An 18,741-nucleotide genomic window follows, 5' to 3' on the forward strand; every position below is an offset into this window, starting at 1 on the left:
CGTCACCGCGCCTCGGCGCCGCCGAACACCAGCCGGTCCACGAACGTGGCTACCACGGTGTCCGGGTCCGTGTCCGCCTCGATCGAGGTCGTCAGCATGTCGAGCAGCAGCCCGTCCAGCGCGTAGTGCAGTAGCGCGATCTCGTAAGGCCCACCGGCCAGCCCGGTCGTCGCGTGATAGGCGACGTCGTCGCGGTAGCCGCGGCGCAGCGTCTGCCCGAGGCTCGCCGCCAGCCCGGGCCGCCGGGCCGCCTCGAGTCGCAGCTCGATCAGCGCCCGGGTCAGCTCCGGCTGCCGGGTGGTGCGCTCGACGATGTAGCGCATGTAGTCGATGAACAGCTCCCGGCCCGGTTCGCGGGCGGCCAGGTCCGCTATGACGGCCTCGTCCGGGGCGAACCGTTCCATGATCCGCTCGCCCAGCGCGCCGAGGAGCGCATCGCGCGAGCGGAAGTAGTTCGACGCCGTGCCGAGCGGGACACCGGCCTCGGTGTCGACGGCACGGTGGGTGAGCCCGCGGGCGCCGCTCTCGGCGAGCACCCGGAGGCCGGCGTCGGCGAGCGCGCGGCGGCGGTCGGGATTGCGGACCATGCCGATGACGGTAGCAGGAACCACTACAGCTGATGTACATTCGAACCACGACAGCCATAGTGGTTAACGTCTTGAGGAGCCCGCATGCGAAAGCTCGTGTACTTCGTGGCCACCACCATCGACGGCTACATCGCCGCACCGGACGGGTCGTGGGACCTCTTCGGCGACCAGGCCGTCTCGGTGCAGTTCATGGCCACGCGCTACCCGGAGACCTTGCCGACCCAGGCCCGCGCACCGATGGGCATCGACGCGCCCAACCAGAACTTCGACACGGTGGTGATGGGCCGCAACACCTACGAACCCGCGCTCAAGGCGGGCATCACCAGCCCGTACGCGCACCTTCAGCAGATCGTCTTCTCCCGGTCGATGACGTCACCGGACCCGGCCGTACGCGTCATCGCCGACGACCCGCGCACCGTCGTCGACAAGCTCAAACAGCAGCCGGGCCTGGACATCTGGCTGGCCGGCGGCGGTAACCTCGCCGGGCGGCTGCTACCCGCCGTCGACGAACTGGTGATCAAACTGAATCCGGTGGTCGCCGGGGCCGGCATTCGGCTCGCGGAGACCGGGTTCGACCCACACCGGTTCGCCCTGCTCGAGACGACGCAGTTGACCAGCGGCGTCATGGTCCTGCGGTACCGCGCCGGCTGACTATCGTCAACCCTGTGATCGACACCGCGCGGAGCTTCCGGCAGGGGCAGGTAACCGAGTCGGAGGTGCGCGAGGCCATCGGGCTGTTCCGCGAGCCGCGCAAAGTGGAGCAGGTGACCGCTGCCCTCGACGAGTTCGACGACTACGTCACCGACGTGCTGCTCATCGACGGCGACCTGCAGGTGGCCGGCGACCTCGATCTCACCGAGGAACGGGCCTATCTCCTTGTCGTACGCGGTGACCTCACGGTCGGCGGTTACTACGGCGACAGCGATGACCCCGAGTCGTTCCTGCTCGTGACCGGCGACATGCGCGCGCGGGATGTCGTGACAGCCGGCTGGCTGGAGGTCCACGGCGATCTGTATGCCGGCCGGCTGATCGGCGACTACAACGACTGCTCGGCGTTGATCGGCGGCGACGTACACGCCGAGCTGTTCTACGGTGAGGAGCACTGGTTCACGGTGGGCGGCCGGGTGGACGCGAAGGTCGTCGTCGACCGGCCACGCATGTCGGCCGGCCTTCCTCCCGGTCTCGAGCTCGACGACGTGCGGCTGCTGGATCACTTCGACCGCGATCTGCTGCGCGTCCATGAGGACACCGACGAGGACGGCACACCGATGGTCGAGGTCGACGGCTTCCGAGACTTTCGCGCACTCAAGCGCCGTGTCCGGGCCGGGCAGCCACTCAAGACATCGCCGTAGTGCGAATGACCAAACATTCGGGGACTTGCCCGATCGGGCTGGCCAGAGCGGTGGGCCGCGGGCACAGTGTGTGCGTTCCATGTCGCCTGGCGCGCCGGTGTCGCGCCTGTCTGAGCTGAGGAGTCCCCGCGATGCGTCGATCGGACGGTCCCGATGCGGTCCCGCCCGCGGCGGCTGGAGCGCTGAGCCGCCGATCGTTCCTGGTGCTCACCACCGCCTTGTCCGCCGCGGCACTGACGGGATGCGGCCTGTTCGACTCCGACGAGAAGGACCTCGCCGACTCCGACGTGCCGTTCGGTCTGTGGCAGCAACTACGGACGGCGGTGCGTACCAGCCCGGACCACGTGGCCGCGGCCGCCGAGCGGGTGGTGGCCGGCAAGGACCCCGAGGCCATTCTCGGCTTCGTCCGGGACCAGATCATCGTGTACCCGTCCCTGCGCCGGCCCGACCTCGTCGACGACTCGCGGTGGGGTGTGCGTGGCACGTTGCGCGGCGGCGCCGGCTCCGCGCGGGACAAGGCGGAGACCCTGGCGGAGCTGTACCGGCGGGCCGGCTTCCAGGCGGAGGTGGTGGCCGGCAAGCTCGCCGACGACGTCGACATCATGAGCATCTTCCGGCCGGTGCGGCGCCCGTTCGCACCGACGGCGGACGAGGACTCGATCGACGGCTGGCGCAAGGCGATCGGGACGCAGCCGACGTCGACCGCCGCCGATCGCGCTGCCGCCGTACGGGATGATCTCGCTGCCCGCGCGGACCTGGCCAGGCAGCTGAGCGCGGCGCTGCCGTCCCGGCGGGCGGCCGATGTCGCGCGGCCGCGCGACCGGCGCGTGCCGCTGGTCAAGGTGATGGTGAACGGCCGGGAGGTGTTCGCCAACCCGCTCGTCCCGGGTGCTCGGCTCGGCGCGAGCCACACCACCGACCAGCCGCTCAAGGCGTCCCGCGCGCAGCCCGGCACCTCGGTGACGGTGCGGCTGCTGGCCGCGACGACCGCGGAGCCCGGCAATCCCAAGCCGCTCGTCGAGGCCGAGTACCGGGCCGACGATCTGGTCGGGCGGCAGCTGCTGGTGGCGTTCCGGCCCACCACCGAGATGGCCCAGCTGATCCACCTGCGGGCGCAGGACCTCAATACCTTCATTCCGGTGCTCGCCGTGAGCGGACCGGGTCTGTCCGCCGAAGCCGCGGCGGAACTGGCGCACAGCGGACCGGCCATCTCGCTCAGCGGCCAGGTGATCGAGGCCAAGGCGGGCGCGGTGCTGGTCGACGGCGAAGAGCTGGACGTGCCCGCCGAGGCGGACCCGCGGGCCGGCGACCGGGTCGCCAAGCTGGAGGTCGACGTCGCGGGCGGCGCCTTCCCGGACATCGCCCTGCGGGTCAGCGCCCTGGACTCGACCGGCAAACCGGTGACCGGGCTTCCCGCGTCGGCGTTCCGGCTCGCCGAGGGCGAGACGAAGCTGGCCCTGCGGATGACCGCGAACAGGCAGCGGGCACCCCGGGTCATGCTGGTGTTCGACCGGTCCGGCTCGATCAAGTCGGGCCCGGAGCCGGTGGCGTTCGCCACCGAGCTGGCGACCCGGTTGTTCGCCCGCCACCCGGACGCGGTCCTGGGGGTCGGGTCGGTCAGCGGGACCTCGGAACGCGGCTTCACGCTGCGCTCACCGCAGGCCGTCGGCGCCGCGGTGGGCAAGCTGAGCAGCTTCGGCTCGAAGGTCTGGGACGCGTTGGCGACGGCCGGCGAACAGGGGCCGACGGTCATCGTCATCGCCAGCGACTTCCAGGATGACGAGACGGATGCCGAGCGGGTGGCGGCGCTGCGTTCCCGCGTCGCGTCCGGCGTGCCGGTGGTGGCCATCGGCATCGGCGACGTGGACACGGCGACGCAGGCGCAGATCGCGGAGCTGACCGGCGGTGTGGCCACCAAGGGCAGCGACGTCGACCGTACGGTCGCCGCCGCCGATGCCTTCCTTCGCCGCCGCGAGACCGCTCCGTATCAGCTGCGGTACCGGGCGCCGGCCGACGGACCGGCAGAGCGGACCGTGAAACTCACCACCGGCAGGGGAGTCACGGCGACCGGCTCGTACCGGGTGCCGCCCGCGGAGAAGAGGACCGCGGGTTCCGCATTCGCCGGGTTCTATCTCGGCGTGCGGGTCGGCTACGAGTCCGAGGTGATCCGGGTGCTCGCCGGCGTCGACCTCGACCAGATCGGTTTCGCCGATCCGGTGCCCGCCTCCGCGGTCGAGGAGGTTCGTGGCCTGATGTTCGGCAGCACCCTGGTGTCGTTCGAGGGGGCCGCCCCGTCGCTCGGTACCTGGCTCGACGACCTGCTCACCGCGCGGATCGGCGCGAAGCCGTACTGGGACGCCGTTTTCGCCGCCGACGAGCAGCGCGTCGTGGCCGCGCTCGCGGACGGACTGCCGTTCCTGCCGTCGACCGTCCCGGCCCTGCATCCGCCGATGCCCGCGGACGGGGACCTGACGTTCGAGACCGGGCTGCGCGCGGTGCTGCATGTGGACCGGCCGCAGTTCGGCGCGGGCCGGGTCCGGCGGGCCGACGTGCTGCCGTGCACCCGGTGGGCGACCCTGGGCGGAGATCGGGTACGGGCGTTCGACCGTACGCTGGAGGCCTCCGCCGCGCTCGCGACAGCCGAGGGGAGCGCCTTCGAGACCAGCACCCGGGGCGCGTTGAACGGCAAGCGGCTGACCCTGCTGCCGAAGGGCAGCCTCGGCAGCGACGACCTCGCCTTCCTCCCCGAGGATTCGCGGGCCCAATGGCGAGCGCTGCTCGACCGGTGGGACGACCATGACCGTCTGGTTCCCGCCGACGGCACGCCGGTGGCGTTCTGGGCCGTCGATCCCGACACCGGCTCGGTACTCGGCGTGCTCGCCGACGGCAGCGGTGGCGGGGCGACCGTCGACGTCGAATGCCAGATCTTCGCCGAGAAGGCCGCCTTGTCGATGCTGGGCATCTTCGGCGGGATGCTCGGCATCGGCGCACTGGGGGTGTTCGCGTCCCTGGGCAAGGCCATCAGCGCGCAGATGCTCCGGTACGCCCACGTGATCGAGAACCTCGACCAACCCAACGTCGCGGAGCTTGCTCAGGGAGCGACGGACGCCTTCTGGGACGAGGCCAAGGGCGTCCTCGCCGATGTGATCAAGCCTCCGGTGCTGGGAGCTGCCGGAGGCCTGATCCTGGGCAAGGACCTCGCCGGTCAGCCCGGGAACATCGACGGTTGGCTGGACGTGATGGGCCTCGCGCTGCCGGTGCCGGGATTGACCGAGTTCGGGAGCGGCCCACCCTCGTGCTGAGCCCGGCGAGGCCGGCCTACGGCTGGAAGGGCAGGATCGCGCAGGTGGACGGTGCCGGCAGGCCCGCGAGCCGGTGGGTGAGCCAGTCCACGGCCGGGCCCTGGTCGGCCAGCAGCGGTCCGAAGTGGTTCAGCAGCGGGTTGCCGGCGTCGGGCAGGACGACCGGGGCGTAGACGACGTCGCCGTCGAGCCGGCACCAGTCGACGGCCAGCGTGCGGGCCTGGCCGTGGGGTACGGCGTCGTCGTGGACGCCGGTGGCCACCCGGACGACGCCGGCCGGCTTGCGGTTGCCGATGCGCTGCGCGCCGAGGAAGTTCTGCAGGCGTGGTTCGGCCCGGATGATGTCGAGCACGGACTCGCCGTTGACCGTCCACGCCGAGCTGCGCCGGTTGGCGTACGCGAAGAGCGCGTCACCGACGCACATGGTGGAGAGGTCCTTGAGCACGGCCCGGCCGGTGTCGCTGAGGTAGCGGTCGAGCAGCGGTTGCAGGTCCGGGTCGGACTGGACGAACCCGTTGATCGACCAGCCCAGCGCGCCCGCCAGTTCGCTGCCGTCGATCGCCGTCGTGACGTCGGTGATGTCGGCCGGTGGCGCGCCCGAGTAGGTGGCCTTCAGCCGTACGTCGGGCGCGTACGACGATTGCAGCTCCGCGGCCGCGGCCACCGCGCCGCCGCCCTGGCTGTACCCGTAGAGGCCGACGGCGGACCGGGCGGTGACCGACGTGTCCGGGAGCGCCTTGGCGGCCCGGGCGGCGTCCAGCACGGCGTGCCCGGAGTCCACGCGGTTGATGTAGGTGTGCAGCCGGTCGGTGGTGCCGAGCCCGGGGTAGTCGGTCTGTACGACGGCGATGCCCTTGGCGAGCAGCCGGTAGATGGACAGGATCTCGTAGCCGATCGACACGGTGGACTGCTCCCGGCCGATGCCGAGGATCAGGCCGCGCTGCAGGGCCAGGGAGGTGGAGCACTGGTCGCCCTGGCCCATGGTGCCGGGCGCGAGGACGACCAGCGGGCGCGGTCCCAGCCCGAGCCAGGGCGCGGCCGGTTCGAGGTAGGCCCCGGTCACGGCGACCGGCCGGCCGGTCGAATCGGTCGACCTGTACATGATCCGGGTCGCGTCGCCGGGCAGCCGGCCGTCGATGCCGGGCAGCGACAGCGCCAGCGGGAGCGGTTCGGTGCGGATCAGCGCGCCGTTCTCCGCGGGCAGCGTCGCGGGTGGCGTGTAGAAGGCGGGAATCTCGATGCCCCGGGACGTGACGACATTGTCGGCGGCCGCGGCGGGAAGGGGGCCGATGCCCGCGCCCACGATCGATGCGGTCAGTAACGCAGCGGAGATGCGGGTGCGGCTGGACATGTCGGCCTCCGTCGGCTCAGCGCGATCCGCTCGTTACATCGATGAGATCGCGCGGTTACCGGACGGTAACTATTGCAAATGAGAAGTTCCAGAGTCTTCATTTCTCACTCTGTCATGTACTGTGTGTCAAACAGTACTGGAGGCTACTAGGTGACCGTGGAGAAGCTGGAGGCCGAGCTCAGGCGTGGCGTTCTCGTGCTCGCGGTTCTCTCCCGGCTACGCACCAGGCAATACGGCTACTCGCTCCGCCAGGTTCTCTCCGCCGCCGGCATGCCGGTCGAGGAGGGCACGCTCTACCCGCTGCTGCGGCGCCTCGAGACGCAAGGGCTGCTGGAGAGCACGTGGGACACCGACGGCGCCTCACCCCGGCGCTACTACCGGCTCAGCCCGGACGGGCAGCGGTCGCTCGCGAGGATGAGCGAGAGCTGGCGCCAGCAGGTCCGGGTGATGGATTCGCTCCTGGAATAGGAGGCGCCCGGCATGAACGCAGACGACGTCATCGAGAGCTATGTGCACGACGTGGCCCGGCGGCTGCCGTCGCGCAAGCGCGACGATGTGGCCTACGAGTTGCGGGCCCTGCTCCGCGAAGACCTGAGATCAAGATCAGACCCCGCCGATGGTACGGCCGAAGCAGCGCTCGCGATGCTGCGCGACCTCGGCCGCCCCGCCGAGACCGCGGCCCGGTACCACCGGCCGTTCACGGTCATCGAACCCAGTGACACGTGGAGTTTCCTGGTCGCCGCCATGGCCGGCGGCTTCGTGGTGTGGCTGTTGTGCCCGCCGGAGCTGACCCTGATGGCGGCGCTGGCCTGGTTCGGCATCCTGGCGATCCTCTTCGGAGCCCGCAGCCTGATCCTGCGCCGCAACCCGGGCGCGTTCGCCTGGAAACCGCGCCGGGTACGGCATGCGGACCGGGTGAGCCGCGCCGGGTTGGCCGCGCAACTACTGGCCTGGTCGGCGCTGCTGGCGGTCTACCTGAACCCGGGCCCGCTGACCTACAGCGACTCGTTCCTGAGTCCGCTGCGGATGCCGTGGCTGGTCGCGATCCTCGCGCTGCAGCTCGGCCTGCTCGCGTTCGTGCTGGCCCGCGGCCGCTGGCAGCGGTGGACCCGCTGGACCCGGCTGGTGCTGACCGTTGAGGTCGCGCTCCAACTGGGCTGGCACTGCAGCTACGGCGACGTCTTCGCCGATCCGGCGACGGACGAGCGGGTGCTGCCCTGGGTCGCCGCCGTCTCCGGTGTACTCATGCTGATCGCGGGCTACCTGTTCTACCGCGAGCTGACCAGGGTGAACCCCGCCCCGGCCGAGCCTCGCCCGGCCACCTGACGGCGGCGCCCGTGGTGGGCGCCGCCGCCGGCGGCGTACCTCAGATCTTGCCGGTGCCGGCGCCCGCGGTGACGGTGGCCTTGACCGTGTTGTTCGCCTGCGGGGTGTAGGAGTAGGGGATCGCCGCGACGCTGGCGCCGTTGCGGACCTGCTCGGTACCCGAGTTGACCTTGTAGTTGTTCAGCACCTTGATGTTGCCGGGGTCGGAGTCGCCGGTCTGGGTCACCGTCGGGTTCGCCACGTTCTCGAAGTAGTTGCGCTCGACGTAGACGCCGGCGTTCTCGGTGGAGGCGACCCCGTACGACCCGACGTTGCTGTAGTAGTTGTTGAGCACGTGCACCGGGTTGCCGAACCGGACCCGCGGGTGCCGCTGGCCGGTGCCCTCGAACCAGTTGTGCACATAGGTCACCCGCAGGTGGCCGAGGTCCTCGGCGGAGTTGTCGTCGCTGTGGCCCAGCAGCATGGACTTGTCGTGGTTGTGCAAGCGGTTCCACGACACCGTGATGAAGTCCGACCCGCGCTTGATGTCGATCAGGCCGTCGTACCCGTTGGCCAGGTCGTTGTGGTCGATCCAGACGTTCGTGGTGCTCGACTGGACGTTGATCGAGTCATCGGCGGCGTTGCGGAACACCAGGTTTCGGATGATCACGTTCCGGACGCCGGAGAGGTTGAGGCCGCCGCCGGTGATCCCGGAGCCGGAGCCGACCCCGATGACCGTCTTGTTCGACGCGACGCTGTACATGCCGGAGATCGTGATCAGGCCGGAGACCCGGACGGTCTGCGAGGTGCCGGAGCTGAGCGCCGACTTGAGCGCCGCCGCGGTGGTCACGGTCACCACGGTGCCGGACGAGCCGCCGGGGGTGCCGCCGTTCAGGCTGGCGAAACCGACCGGACTGGACTCGGCGGCGGACGCGCTGACCTCGGTGAGGGTCAGCGTGCCGCCGAGGGCCAGGATGCCGGCCGCGAGGCCGGCGATGACGGTGCGGCGGCGCTGGGGACGGGCCGACGCGGGCTGTGCCGTTGCGGGCATGGCGATTCCTCCGATGAGGGGAGTGGATGCCGCCGGGAGCGGCATGCGGGGGACCCGGCCCTCGCGCACTCGGTGACTGGCGGGCGGGCCGGGTTGGCGCCTGTTCAGATGTGCGGAGCCGTTCGGCCGCAAGGCTCCGGCCTGCAGGTAAGCGCTTACCCGCGCTGAACCTAAGCCTGCCACCCATTGATGTCAATCACTTCATTGCGCAGCTCGCCACGCGCTGCTTAACCGGTTCACGATGACCTGGTGTTTCGTGACGACACCGCGCTCTCGTTGACGCATGGAGTCAGATCGGACATGCGTCGGGCGGGTCTACATGCCGCTTCTTTGGCGGCAATTGCAACTAAAGATGCCGCGGGGCGGACCGCCCCGCGGCATCGGCCGGGTTGTTGTCAGCTGACGGTGAGCGCGGTGTCGTCGATGACGAACGTCGTCTTCAGTGAGGAGTCCTCGGTCCCGGTGAACTTGAGGGTGACGGTCTGCCCGGCGAAGGCGGCCAGGTTGTACGAGCGCAGCGTGTACGCGCTGACGTTGAGGTTGGAGAACGACTGCAACGTCGTGGTGCCGACCTGCACGGTCAGCTTGTCGTACTGGGTGCTGGTGGTCGTCTCCGACGTGCTGATCTTCAGGTAGAACGACAGCGTGTAGGTGCCGCAACCGGCGGGCAGGGTCACCGACTGGGACAGGGTGTCGGTGCGCGTCGAGCCGTAGCCGTTGAGCTTCGCGTCGCGAGTGCCGGTTCGCGGCGATGCGTCGCCGGTGTTCGCGCCGACGACCCCGCTGGTGGCGGTCCACGGCGTCGTCGCGGTCTCGAAGCCGGGATTTCCGAGCTTCTGGCCGGCGCCGGTGCATCCACCGGTCCCGTTGACCGTCAGCGTGTACGAGGCGGTGCGTACCGCGGAGCCCGTTCCCCGCACCGTGATGGTGTATGAACCGGGCGCGGCGGCCGTGGTGGTCGCGACGGTCATGGTCGACGATCCGCCGGAGGTGACCGACGCCGGGCTGAAGCTCACCGAGACGCCGGCGGGAGCACCGGTACTCGTCAGCGCGACGGTCTGCGCCGCGCCGGACGTGGTGGCGGTGTTCACGGTGGCCGTGGCCGAGGAGCCCGGGTTCACCGCGCCCGCGCCCGGGCTCAGCGACACCGAGAAGTCGTTGGCCGGCGTGGAGCCCGTGGTGAGGTTCCAGAGGGCGTACTCCTCGGCGTTGGCCCAGCGGCCCAGCGAGGTGACGTTGATGTTCGACGGGTAGGTGTCGCACGCCCGGTGGTAGCAGGGGTCGTACGCCTGCCCGGCGGTGCCGCCCCACTTGGCCACCTGGGCGCTGGTCTTGGTGTAGCCCGCCCCGGTCGAGTTGATCGACGACGGGATGCCGGCGTTGCGGAACGAACCGTCGTCGCTGCAGCACTCGGTCGACGTCTCGGTGGGCACGTTGATCGAGGTGAAGTACTCACGCAGTTTCACCGCGATCGCGTCGGTGCCGGTGACGAAGTAGCCGCCGTTGGTGGAGGCGATCATGTCGAAGGTGCCGTACGCCTTGATCGCGCTCTTCTGGGCCGAGGTCAGCGAGTTGACGTAGAACTTGGAGCCGATCAGCCCCTGCTCCTCGCCGGCCCACCAGCCGAACCGGAGGTGGTTGGTCATGGTCGGGTTGCTCGCGGCCAGTCGGAGCGCGGCCTCGAGGAGCGTCGCCGTGCCGGAGCCGTCGTCGTTGATGCCCGGCCCGGCCGACACGCCGTCGGAGTGGGCGCCGAACATGTAGGTGTTGCTGGTGTTGCCGCCCGGCCAGTCGGCGATGACGTTCTTCGCGGAGCCGCTGCACGTGGTGCAGGTCTGCATGGTGACGGTGAAGCCGGCCGCCTGCAGCTTCTGCTGCAGATAGGTCGTCGTCGCGGTGTGACCCGCCGTGCCGGTGGCCCGGTTGCCGCCGTTGCTGGTGGCGAAGTTCTGCAGCTGCTGCAGGTGGGCGTTGACGTTGTTGACGTCGACGGTCGGCGGAGCGGCCGCCAGGGAGGCGCTGGACGCCGGCACGGATGGGCCGGACGCGTGCACGCCGGGCGAGGCCGCCGCCGGCTGCGCGCCGAAAGCCAGCGTCGCCACGGCGAAAACAGCTAGGGCAGGTCGTGCCGTCACCGTTCTGAATCTCATGCGGTGCTCCTAGGGTCGAGGCCGATTCACGGCTGGCCGTAGGAGAACAGGAACGTGCCCCGCGCACAAGATATTGAAATGCTTATATCCTCGCTTATCAGTGGAAGAGGTTGAGGTCGATGGAGTCGGCCATCGCCCGCTGACCGGCGATGTTCGGGTGCAGCGGGTCCGCCTGGTAGGCGGGCAGCACCCGGCTGGGGTTCTGCGGGTCGCGGATGGCGGCGTCGAAGTCGGCCACCCCGTCGAAGTGCCGGCTGGTCCGGACGAAGGCGTTGACCTTCTGCCGGGTCGCCTCCTGCTCGGTGCCGAAGCAGCCGCCGTCGCAGCCGTACGGGGTGATGGTCGCGCCGATGACCTTGATGCCGGCGGCGTGTGACCGACGGGCGATCGTCGTCATCGCGGCGATGAGGGCGTCGGGGTCGGCGTGGTATCCGATGTCGTTGATGCCGTCGGCCAGGATCAGGTATCTCGCCCGGGTCTGGCGCAGCACGTCGTCGTCGAGGCGCTTCAGCGCGGAGACGCTGGTGCCGGCGCCGCAGCAGTCGGTGCGGTCGGTGAGTACCTGGTTGCCGCCGATCCCCTGGTTGAGGACGCCGAGGTGGCGCTCGGGCGGTAGCGCCCGCAGCCGCGCGGCGAGGACGTCGGTCCAGCGGTCGTTGCCGTTCCAGGTGGTGTACGCCCCGTCGGTGATCGAGTCGCCGAGCGCGACGATGCTGCCCCGCACCCGCGGTGCGGGCCGGACGTCGACGCCGGCCAGCCAGAACGTGGAGTTCACGGTGCCGGTGAACGCGCCGCCGGCGGCGCCGGCCTGGTTGCCGGCCGCGACGAACTGGGTGCCCTGCGCGGCGTCGTGTCCGGTGATCGCGGCGGCGTCGCCGCCCGCGGCGACGTAGAGGTCGACGGCGAGGTCCTGGCCGACGCCGACGCTCAGGTTGACCGGGTCGCTGAGGCGGGTGGTGCCCACCGGCACCGTCACGGCGGTCCGGCCGCCGAAAGTCACCCGCCGTGCGGTACCGGCGACGAGGTCGGCGGAGCCGGACGCGACCGCGCGGGCTACGTTGACCGCCCCGAACGTGACGTCCTGCGCGCCGAACGTGTTGGCCAGGCGGATCCGGATTCCGTCGCCGCCCAGCGTCGGGTGGACGAACATCCGCAGCGTCTGGTCGGCGAAGGCCGGGCCCGCCTCGCGCTGCGGGCTGGTCGACCAGCTGCCGGTCCACGGCGGCGCGGGCGCCGCGGCCGCGGTGTACCCGGTGGTGGTCGTCAGGGCGGCGGTGGCGGCGAGCAGGCACAGCGCCTGCCGGAGCATTCTCATGACTGGCCTCTATTCGACGCGCAGGTTGTCGACGTGGTGCACGCCGCCGGTGTTCAGGAATATCCAGATGCCGGTGACCTGGCTCAGGTCCAGCGTCACCCCGAGCGGGCAGTCGATGTCGGTGAGGTGGCGGGTGACGGTCCGGCTGGCGCCGGGGTTGGTCCAGGTCCAGAACCCGCCCTGGCACCACGATCCGGCGCTGCCGACCTGGACGGCGATCTCACCGACGGTCCCGGCGCCGCCGGCCCGCAGGTCGAACTTGAACGTGGTACGCCCGGACAGGTCCAGCGGCGCGGCCGGCCTGCTGCCGAACCAGTTGCCGCCGGCGGACGTGGTGACCGCCAGCCCGTACCCGCCGTCGGTGTGGAAGTCGGCGGACCGGGCCACGCCCTCGCCGTCCGGCGGGTTGGCCGTCGTCCAGCCGTCGGTGCCGGACTCGAACGAGAACAGCGTGCGCGACTCGGGCAGCACCGGATCGTCCGGCGCGGCGCCGCCGCAGGTGAGCACGGGCGCGGCCCAGTCGGTCTGTACGGCCGTGGCGGCACCGGTGCCGGCGTCGCCGGAGACCGTGGCCAGCCGCAGCCAGGTGGCGCCGGTGAGGTCGGCGACCAGGCTCCTCGGGGCGTCACCGGAGTTCACCGGGCCGCTGGTCGCCGCCGCCGTCTCGTCGGCGTACACGGTGAACGTGGCCGGGACGGTGCTCGGCGCCGCGTCGTCGATCCCGACGTCGGTGCTCAGCCGGGAGCAGCGGCCGCCGAGGTAGTAGCGGATCTCGCTGGCCGTCGTGGTGCCGAGGCCCCGGGTGTACACCCGGCCGGCGATCGTGATGAGCGAGCCGTCGCCGCCGGTGTCGCCGCCGTTGCCCTGGTCGACCTCCACCGGGCCGCGGGCGTTGTGCGAGTCGACCGGCGCGACGGTGCTCAGGTGGCGGTTGCCGTCGGCCGGCGCGCTGACGACGGTGCTGACCAGCTCGCTTTCGCTGTGCGCGGTTCTGCCGGGTGGCCCCCATCCGTACGTGGCCGTCAGCGCGATCGGGTAGCGGCCGGCGGGCGTACCCTCGGGCACCCCGACCGTCCAGGCCACGGCCAGCGACTTGTCGGTGCGCAGGCGCCGCCCGGTGGTGGGCGTCGTCGCGGTCAGCGTCCAGCCGGCCGGTGCCTGCGCGGCCACGGCTACGTCGCGTAGCTCGCCGGCGCCCCGGTTGGTCACGGTCGTCGAGAGCGTTGCTCCGCCCGTACCCGGGACGAGGGTGGCCAGGGCGGCACCCACCGTGACCGATGGTGCCACCGCGTGCGGGCCGGCCAGCGGCCGCACGCGGTAGACCACCGTGCCGTGCGCGGGGACCGCCGCCGAGATGGTCGTCTTCGCCTGCAGCACGCCGCCGGTCCAGAGATCCCGCATCCGGTACGCCGGCGCGCGGCGCAGCCCGGTGGCCGACGCCTTGACGCCGACCGTGGCGAGCGTGTCCGTCGAGTTGTACAGCGCGATCGCGTGATCGCCGTTGGCCAGCGGCTTGTCCAGCACCATCAGGCCGGCGTCGTCGGACACCACAGTGCCCTGCACGCCCAGCCGGTCCTGGTCGACCGCGATGATCTGCCGGTTGCCCAGGATCGCGAGCGTCTCGGCGGACGCCGTACGCAGGTCGGTGCCGATGATCAGGGGCGCCGCCATCATCGCCCACATGCTCATGTGGGTGCGGTATTCGGTGCCGGTCATCTCGCCGTTGCCGATCTCCAGCATGTCCGGGTCGTTCCAGTGCCCCGGACCGGCGTACGGGTACAGCGGCGCGTTCTGCGCGATGATCGAGCGCAGGCTCGGCCAGTTGTCGCTGATGTCACCGGTGGTGCGCCACAGCTGCCCGACGCCGTTCGCCCAGGTCCACGGCTTAGACGTGCCCCACTCGCAGATCGAATAGACCATCGGGCGCCCGGCCGCGGCGATCGCGTCCCGCATGGCGGTGTACCGGCGGATGTAGTCGGCCTGCGACCCGTCGGACTGGTTGTTGCAGTTGTCGTACTTGAGGTAGTCGACGCCCCATTCGGCCCAGGTCCGGGCGTCCAGCTCCTCGTGGCCGAGGCTGCCCGGGTACCCGGCGCAGGTCTTGGTGCCGGCGTCGCCGTAGATGCCGAGCTTCAGGCCCTTGCCGTGCACGTAGTCGGCGACACCGCGAATCCCGTTCGGGAACTTGACCGGATCGGCGACGAGCCGGCCGTCGGCGCCGCGTTCCCGCTGCGACCAGCAGTCGTCGATGTTGACGTATTCGTATCCGGCGTCCTTCAGCCCGGACGAGACGAAGACGTCGGCGGTCTGTTGGATGAGCGCCTCGTTGACCTCGCACCCGAACGCGTTCCAGTTGTTGAACCCCATCGGCGGCACGGCGGCGAGCTGGGCGTCTGCCGTCGAGCTCGGACCGGGCGGCTCCGCGGCGGCCGCGTGGGCGACCGGCGCAACGGTTACCACCAGGGCGACCGTGAGCAGGGCGGCGAACAGGCCTCTTCGCTTCACCACGAACCTCCGTCAATCGAAACGCTTCGATGGGAGCGCTCCCACAGCTTGGCGCTCCCATATGGAGAAATCAACCCTCGATCTGGATCTGGAACCCTGTGCGGATGACTGCGAGCGAATTGGGTTACGGACTGCATCACGTGCAGCTGTCGATCCCCGCGGGTTCTGAGGACGCCTGCCGGGAGTTCTACGTGGGCAAGCTCGGCATGGCCGAGGTACCCAAGCCGCCGATCCTGGCCGCGCGCGGAGGCCTGTGGGTCCGGGCTGACAACCTTGAGATCCATCTCGGAGTGGAGAAGGACTTCCGGCCGGCGAGGAAGGCGCATCCCGGCATCCTGGTCGCCGATCTCGACAGGCTCGCCGACCGGCTCACCGCCAACGGCACGGCGATCACCTGGGACGATGCGTTCCCGGGCCACCGCCGCTTCTACGCCGACGACAACGTCGGCAACCGCCTGGAGTTCCTGTCGCCGGAGCAGTAACCGCAGTCTCAGAGAAAAATTCATCTTTGCTCTATGTCTACGGTGTGACGTTTCTTACACTCGCGTTGCCCGGCGATGATCGAGCAAGGGAGTTTCCGTGACACGACTGCGCAGACTGGCCGCTGGCCTACTGGTGTTGGGGCTCGTCGGTGGGCTGCCCCTGCCCGCCGACGCGGCTCCAGCCTGGACGCCCGCATCCGACCTGGAGGGCGTGTGCGCGACGCTCCAGGTGTTCGACGGATCGACGAACCGCGGATACGTCCGGCGTGCCTCGGTCGGCTACGGCTTCACCGGCAACGCCTCCGGTGCCGAGCCGTTCCGGTTCGAGGCCACCCAGCTCGGCCGCTACCTGCTCCGGGACGCCACCGGCAAGCCGCCGTACCAGAGCGTGCTCGGCTGGGTGTGGGCCGGCGATTCGTACGGCGACCGTGCCGACTGGACGGTCAGCGCCGCGGACGGCCGCTACCGCTTCGTGTCCACCGCGACCGGCCAGCAGCTGGGCTCCTACCTCGGCGGGCTCGGCGCGGGCAACGCCGGCTCGACCGTCGCGCTCGCCCCGGCGAGCGGGTGCGCGGCGATCCCGGACATCGCCACCGGCGTCAGCGGTACCCCGGCTCCCGGCGTGGACGCCGACGGCCGGCTGGTCGGCTGGATCGACGCGCACGCGCACATCACCGCGGCCGAGGCGTTCGGCGGCTCGCTGCACTGCGGTGACGCGTACGCGTCCGGCGGCGCGCCGGTGGCCCTCGCGGGTTGCCCCTCGCACGGGACCCTCGGCTGGGGCGCCCTGCTCGAGGCGATCATCGCCGGCACCGATCCGATCGACTCGGCGGAGGACGGCTGGCCCACCTTCGGCGACTGGCCGCAGCACGACACGATGCTGCACGAGGCCTCGTACTTCCGCAGCCTGGAACGCGCCTGGCAGTCCGGGCAGCGGGTGCTCAACGTGCTCCTGGTCGCGAACCGGGTGATCTGCGGGCTGACCCTGGAACACACGTCCTGCGACGAGATGGACCAGATCCGGGCGCAGGCCACGTATCTGCGCCGGATGCAGGACTATGTGGACGCCCGTAGCGGCGGCGCCGGCAAGGGCTGGTTCCGGCTGGCCGCCACCCCGGCCGACGTGCGCCGGATCGCCGCGCAGGGCAAGCTGGCGGTCACCATCGGCGTGGAGAACTCCGAGATCTTCGGATGCCGGGAGGTCAACGACGCGCCGCAGTGCACCCGGGCGCAGATCGACGCCGGCCTCGACGAGCTGGCCGGCATGGGCGTCAGCGGCTTCTACCCCGTGCACAAGTTCGACAACGCGTTCGGCGGCACCCGCTTCGACAGCGGCACCACCGGCGCCGCGGTCAACGTCGGCAACCTGATCTCCACCGGCCACTGGTGGCAGGCGACCTCCTGTACCGGTCCGTCCGACAACGAGCAGCCCCTGGTCAGCGACGACCTGGCCCGGCTGCTGCAGCTCGGGGTCGGCCTGCCGGCCGGCACGGTCCTGCCGGTCTATCCGAGCGGCAAGATCTGCAACGTGCGCGGCCTCACCGAGCTCGGCCGGTACCTGATCGAGCGGATGATGGACCGCGGCATGATCATTCACATCGACCACATGAGCGTGCGGTCCGCCTCCGCCGTGCTCGACATGGCCGAGTCGGCCGGATACCCCGGCGTCGCCTCGGTGCACAGCTGGTCCGACCCGTCCATGGTCAACCGGACGCTCGGGGTCGGCGGTTTCGTCGCCGGCTACGCGTTCTCGGCGCACGACGACGGGCAGGGCAACCCCACCTTCCTCGACCAGTGGCGGGCCAACAAGGGCCTGACCAACGGCTCGAAGATCACCGGGTACGGCGTGGGCACCGACGTGAACGGCCTCGGCTCGCAGCCCGCGCCGCGGCTCGACGCCGGCTCCAACCCGCTCGCGTACCCGTTCACCGCGACCAACGGCACCCGGGTCGACCGGCAGGTGTACGGGTCCCGCACGTTCGACCTGAACACCGACGGCGTCGCACAGTACGGGCTCTACGCGGACTGGATCGTCGACCTGATCAACCAGGCCGGCCCCGACGCGACGCTGCTGCGCCGGCACCTGCTCAACGGGGCGGAGGCGTACACCGTGATGTGGGAGAGGGCGCGCGGGTAGACAGACCGGTTGTTTTTCGACACTCCGGGCATGTTGATCACTTGAAAACGGCGCTGCCCCGCTATCGTCGGCGGGGCAGCGTTGTTTTGCCTGGTGGCGGACCGCTTGCAGCCGACTTGGGCGGGTCGGCGGCGCGGGTCAGGCGCGGTAGAACCGTGACGCTGATGGTGGCTTGGAACGTCAGCGATTCCTGCGTTGCAGTTCGTCAATTCCACAGACCCGACATCCCTGACTTCGGGTTTCGGTGACCTGTGCTGCGAAAACCGTCGAGGGCCCTGGGGTCGTCGGCCTGTGGCGGGATCCTACGAGGGGCGATATGACCGAGAAGAACCATGACTTTGATCTCGACGGCTATTTCCGGCGCATCGGTTGGCAAGGGGCCTATGCCGCCGACGGCGCCACGTTGCGGGCCGTGCATCGCGCCCACGCCCTGAGCATTCCCTTCGAGAACGTGGACGTCTTTCTCTTTCACACTGTCCCGTCCCTGGCGCTGCCCGCCTTGCAGGAGAAGATGCTGCGCGGTCGCCGCGGCGGTTCCTGCTACGAGCACAACTTCCTGCTCGCCGCGGCGCTGCGGAGCATGGGCTTCCAGGTCACCTATCTGACCGGCCGGGTCCTGGCCCTCGCTCTGGGCCAGCCGAGGCTGCCGCGTACGCACATGCTGTTGCTGGTGCACGCGCCCGGTGAGCACGTCCCGTACCTCGCGGACGTCGGCTTCGGGCTGCCGACCGCGCTGCTGCAGGCGGTTCCGCTGCTGGACGGTGGCGTGTCGGTTCAGGATGGTCGGCGTTTCCGTCTCTACCGCACGCCGCGCCCCGGGCTCACCGACACCTGGGCGCTGCAGACCATGCGGCCCAGTGGCTGGATCGACCAGTACGAGTTCACCCTGGAACCGTTCGAGGAGATCGACATCTCGGTCAGCAACTGGCACGTCGCGACGAATCCCGTCTCGCCGGCGCGGCAGGACCTGTACGTAGGTATCGCCCGGTCCGACGGACATCTCGGCCTCGCCGGCCGGAAGCTCTTCACCTTCCACTCCGACGGTACGCGCGAGCAGCGCATGCTCGGCAGCCAGGAGGAACTCGTCCGGGTGCTGGCGGAGGAATTCGCCATCGACGTCCCGGACGGCGCACGATGGCCGGCCTGGCCGGCGGCGGAATCGGTGCCCGTCGGTGCCGGCCGAGGGTACACGCCATAACACCAC

Annotated in this window: 14 protein-coding genes; 8 read left to right on the forward strand and 6 right to left on the reverse strand. The window is 70.5% G+C overall.

The features are described 5' to 3' along the window. Positions 1-2 precede the first annotated feature (2 nt). Entirely contained in the window at positions 3-587 is a 585-nt protein-coding gene (locus ACIBSW_RS17580; RefSeq protein WP_354720764.1) for a TetR family transcriptional regulator, read from the reverse strand. A gap of 84 nt (positions 588-671) precedes the next feature. Here ACIBSW_RS17580 and ACIBSW_RS17585 point away from each other — a divergent pair, with 84 nt between their 5' ends. The 3 genes from ACIBSW_RS17585 to ACIBSW_RS17595 all read left to right on the forward strand — a co-directional run bounded on the left by ACIBSW_RS17585 (position 672) and on the right by ACIBSW_RS17595 (position 5,241). Continuing rightward, positions 672-1,238 carry a dihydrofolate reductase family protein gene (locus ACIBSW_RS17585; protein ID WP_354720763.1) on the forward strand — a complete coding sequence of 189 codons (567 nt, stop codon included), beginning with the start codon at positions 672-674 and terminating at the stop codon, positions 1,236-1,238. Positions 1,239-1,252: 14 nt separating this feature from the next. Continuing rightward, a complete protein-coding gene (locus ACIBSW_RS17590) occupies positions 1,253-1,939 on the forward strand; it encodes a hypothetical protein (RefSeq protein ID WP_354720761.1) in 687 nt (228 codons plus the stop codon). A gap of 131 nt (positions 1,940-2,070) precedes the next feature. Continuing rightward, the gene (locus ACIBSW_RS17595; RefSeq protein ID WP_354720759.1) at positions 2,071-5,241 is read left to right on the forward strand and encodes a vWA domain-containing protein; all 3,171 of its coding nucleotides are present in this window, start codon (positions 2,071-2,073) and stop codon (positions 5,239-5,241) included. A gap of 16 nt (positions 5,242-5,257) precedes the next feature. Here the strand turns inward: ACIBSW_RS17595 and ACIBSW_RS17600 are convergent, their stop codons facing one another. Further along, complete coding sequence (locus tag ACIBSW_RS17600) at positions 5,258-6,592, reverse strand: lipase family protein (protein ID WP_354720757.1); 1,335 nt, start codon at positions 6,590-6,592, stop codon at positions 5,258-5,260. A gap of 150 nt (positions 6,593-6,742) precedes the next feature. On the opposite strand from ACIBSW_RS17600, the gene ACIBSW_RS17605 reads away from it, so the two are divergent. Both ACIBSW_RS17605 and ACIBSW_RS17610 read left to right on the forward strand, forming a co-directional pair. Then, entirely contained in the window at positions 6,743-7,060 is a 318-nt protein-coding gene (locus ACIBSW_RS17605) for a helix-turn-helix transcriptional regulator (RefSeq protein ID WP_354720755.1), read from the forward strand. Between the two features lie 12 nt (positions 7,061-7,072). Then, positions 7,073-7,918 (forward strand): hypothetical protein, encoded by an 846-nt coding sequence (locus ACIBSW_RS17610; RefSeq protein ID WP_354720753.1) that lies wholly within the window; start codon positions 7,073-7,075, stop codon positions 7,916-7,918. 40 nt (positions 7,919-7,958) lie between these two features. Here ACIBSW_RS17610 and ACIBSW_RS17615 read toward each other — a convergent pair whose 3' ends face one another. The 4 genes from ACIBSW_RS17615 to ACIBSW_RS17630 form a co-directional block, all read right to left on the reverse strand. Beyond that, positions 7,959-8,948, reverse strand: a complete 990-nt coding sequence (locus ACIBSW_RS17615; RefSeq protein ID WP_354720751.1) for a right-handed parallel beta-helix repeat-containing protein — start codon at positions 8,946-8,948, stop codon at positions 7,959-7,961. Positions 8,949-9,343: 395 nt separating this feature from the next. After that, positions 9,344-11,098: a M28 family peptidase gene (locus ACIBSW_RS17620; RefSeq protein WP_354720749.1), complete on the reverse strand. Its 1,755-nt coding sequence runs from the start codon at positions 11,096-11,098 to the stop codon at positions 9,344-9,346. Between the two features lie 97 nt (positions 11,099-11,195). Continuing rightward, positions 11,196-12,413, reverse strand: a complete 1,218-nt coding sequence (locus tag ACIBSW_RS17625; protein ID WP_354720747.1) for an SGNH/GDSL hydrolase family protein — start codon at positions 12,411-12,413, stop codon at positions 11,196-11,198. A gap of 9 nt (positions 12,414-12,422) precedes the next feature. After that, the gene (locus tag ACIBSW_RS17630) at positions 12,423-14,921 is read right to left on the reverse strand and encodes an NPCBM/NEW2 domain-containing protein (RefSeq protein ID WP_404799367.1); all 2,499 of its coding nucleotides are present in this window, start codon (positions 14,919-14,921) and stop codon (positions 12,423-12,425) included. Positions 14,922-15,022: 101 nt separating this feature from the next. Here ACIBSW_RS17630 and ACIBSW_RS17635 point away from each other — a divergent pair, with 101 nt between their 5' ends. The 3 genes from ACIBSW_RS17635 to ACIBSW_RS17645 all read left to right on the forward strand — a co-directional run bounded on the left by ACIBSW_RS17635 (position 15,023) and on the right by ACIBSW_RS17645 (position 18,735). After that, positions 15,023-15,400: a VOC family protein gene (locus ACIBSW_RS17635; protein WP_354720743.1), complete on the forward strand. Its 378-nt coding sequence runs from the start codon at positions 15,023-15,025 to the stop codon at positions 15,398-15,400. Between the two features lie 97 nt (positions 15,401-15,497). Further along, positions 15,498-17,537 carry a hypothetical protein gene (locus tag ACIBSW_RS17640; protein ID WP_354720741.1) on the forward strand — a complete coding sequence of 680 codons (2,040 nt, stop codon included), beginning with the start codon at positions 15,498-15,500 and terminating at the stop codon, positions 17,535-17,537. Between the two features lie 316 nt (positions 17,538-17,853). Further along, the gene (locus tag ACIBSW_RS17645) at positions 17,854-18,735 is read left to right on the forward strand and encodes an arylamine N-acetyltransferase (RefSeq protein WP_354720739.1); all 882 of its coding nucleotides are present in this window, start codon (positions 17,854-17,856) and stop codon (positions 18,733-18,735) included. Positions 18,736-18,741: the final 6 nt, after the last annotated feature.

Origin of the sequence: Actinoplanes sp. NPDC049668 (genome assembly GCF_044465445.1) — a bacterium.
Taxonomy (GTDB): Bacteria; Actinomycetota; Actinomycetes; order Mycobacteriales; family Micromonosporaceae; genus Actinoplanes.

Bases quoted from the DNA above. Each gene is read 5' to 3' on its own strand.
- ACIBSW_RS17610 (WP_354720753.1), top strand. From the start codon at position 7,073: ATGAACGCAGACGACGTCATCGAGAGCTATGTGCACGACGTGGCCCGG.
- ACIBSW_RS17620 (WP_354720749.1), bottom strand. From the start codon at position 11,098: ATGAGATTCAGAACGGTGACGGCACGACCTGCCCTAGCTGTTTTCGCC.
- ACIBSW_RS17635 (WP_354720743.1), top strand. From the start codon at position 15,023: ATGACTGCGAGCGAATTGGGTTACGGACTGCATCACGTGCAGCTGTCG.
- ACIBSW_RS17595 (WP_354720759.1), top strand. From the start codon at position 2,071: ATGCGTCGATCGGACGGTCCCGATGCGGTCCCGCCCGCGGCGGCTGGA.
- ACIBSW_RS17600 (WP_354720757.1), bottom strand. From the start codon at position 6,592: ATGTCCAGCCGCACCCGCATCTCCGCTGCGTTACTGACCGCATCGATC.
- ACIBSW_RS17645 (WP_354720739.1), top strand. From the start codon at position 17,854: ATGACCGAGAAGAACCATGACTTTGATCTCGACGGCTATTTCCGGCGC.
- ACIBSW_RS17585 (WP_354720763.1), top strand. From the start codon at position 672: ATGCGAAAGCTCGTGTACTTCGTGGCCACCACCATCGACGGCTACATC.
- ACIBSW_RS17615 (WP_354720751.1), bottom strand. From the start codon at position 8,948: ATGCCCGCAACGGCACAGCCCGCGTCGGCCCGTCCCCAGCGCCGCCGC.
- ACIBSW_RS17625 (WP_354720747.1), bottom strand. From the start codon at position 12,413: ATGAGAATGCTCCGGCAGGCGCTGTGCCTGCTCGCCGCCACCGCCGCC.
- ACIBSW_RS17580 (WP_354720764.1), bottom strand. From the start codon at position 587: ATGGTCCGCAATCCCGACCGCCGCCGCGCGCTCGCCGACGCCGGCCTC.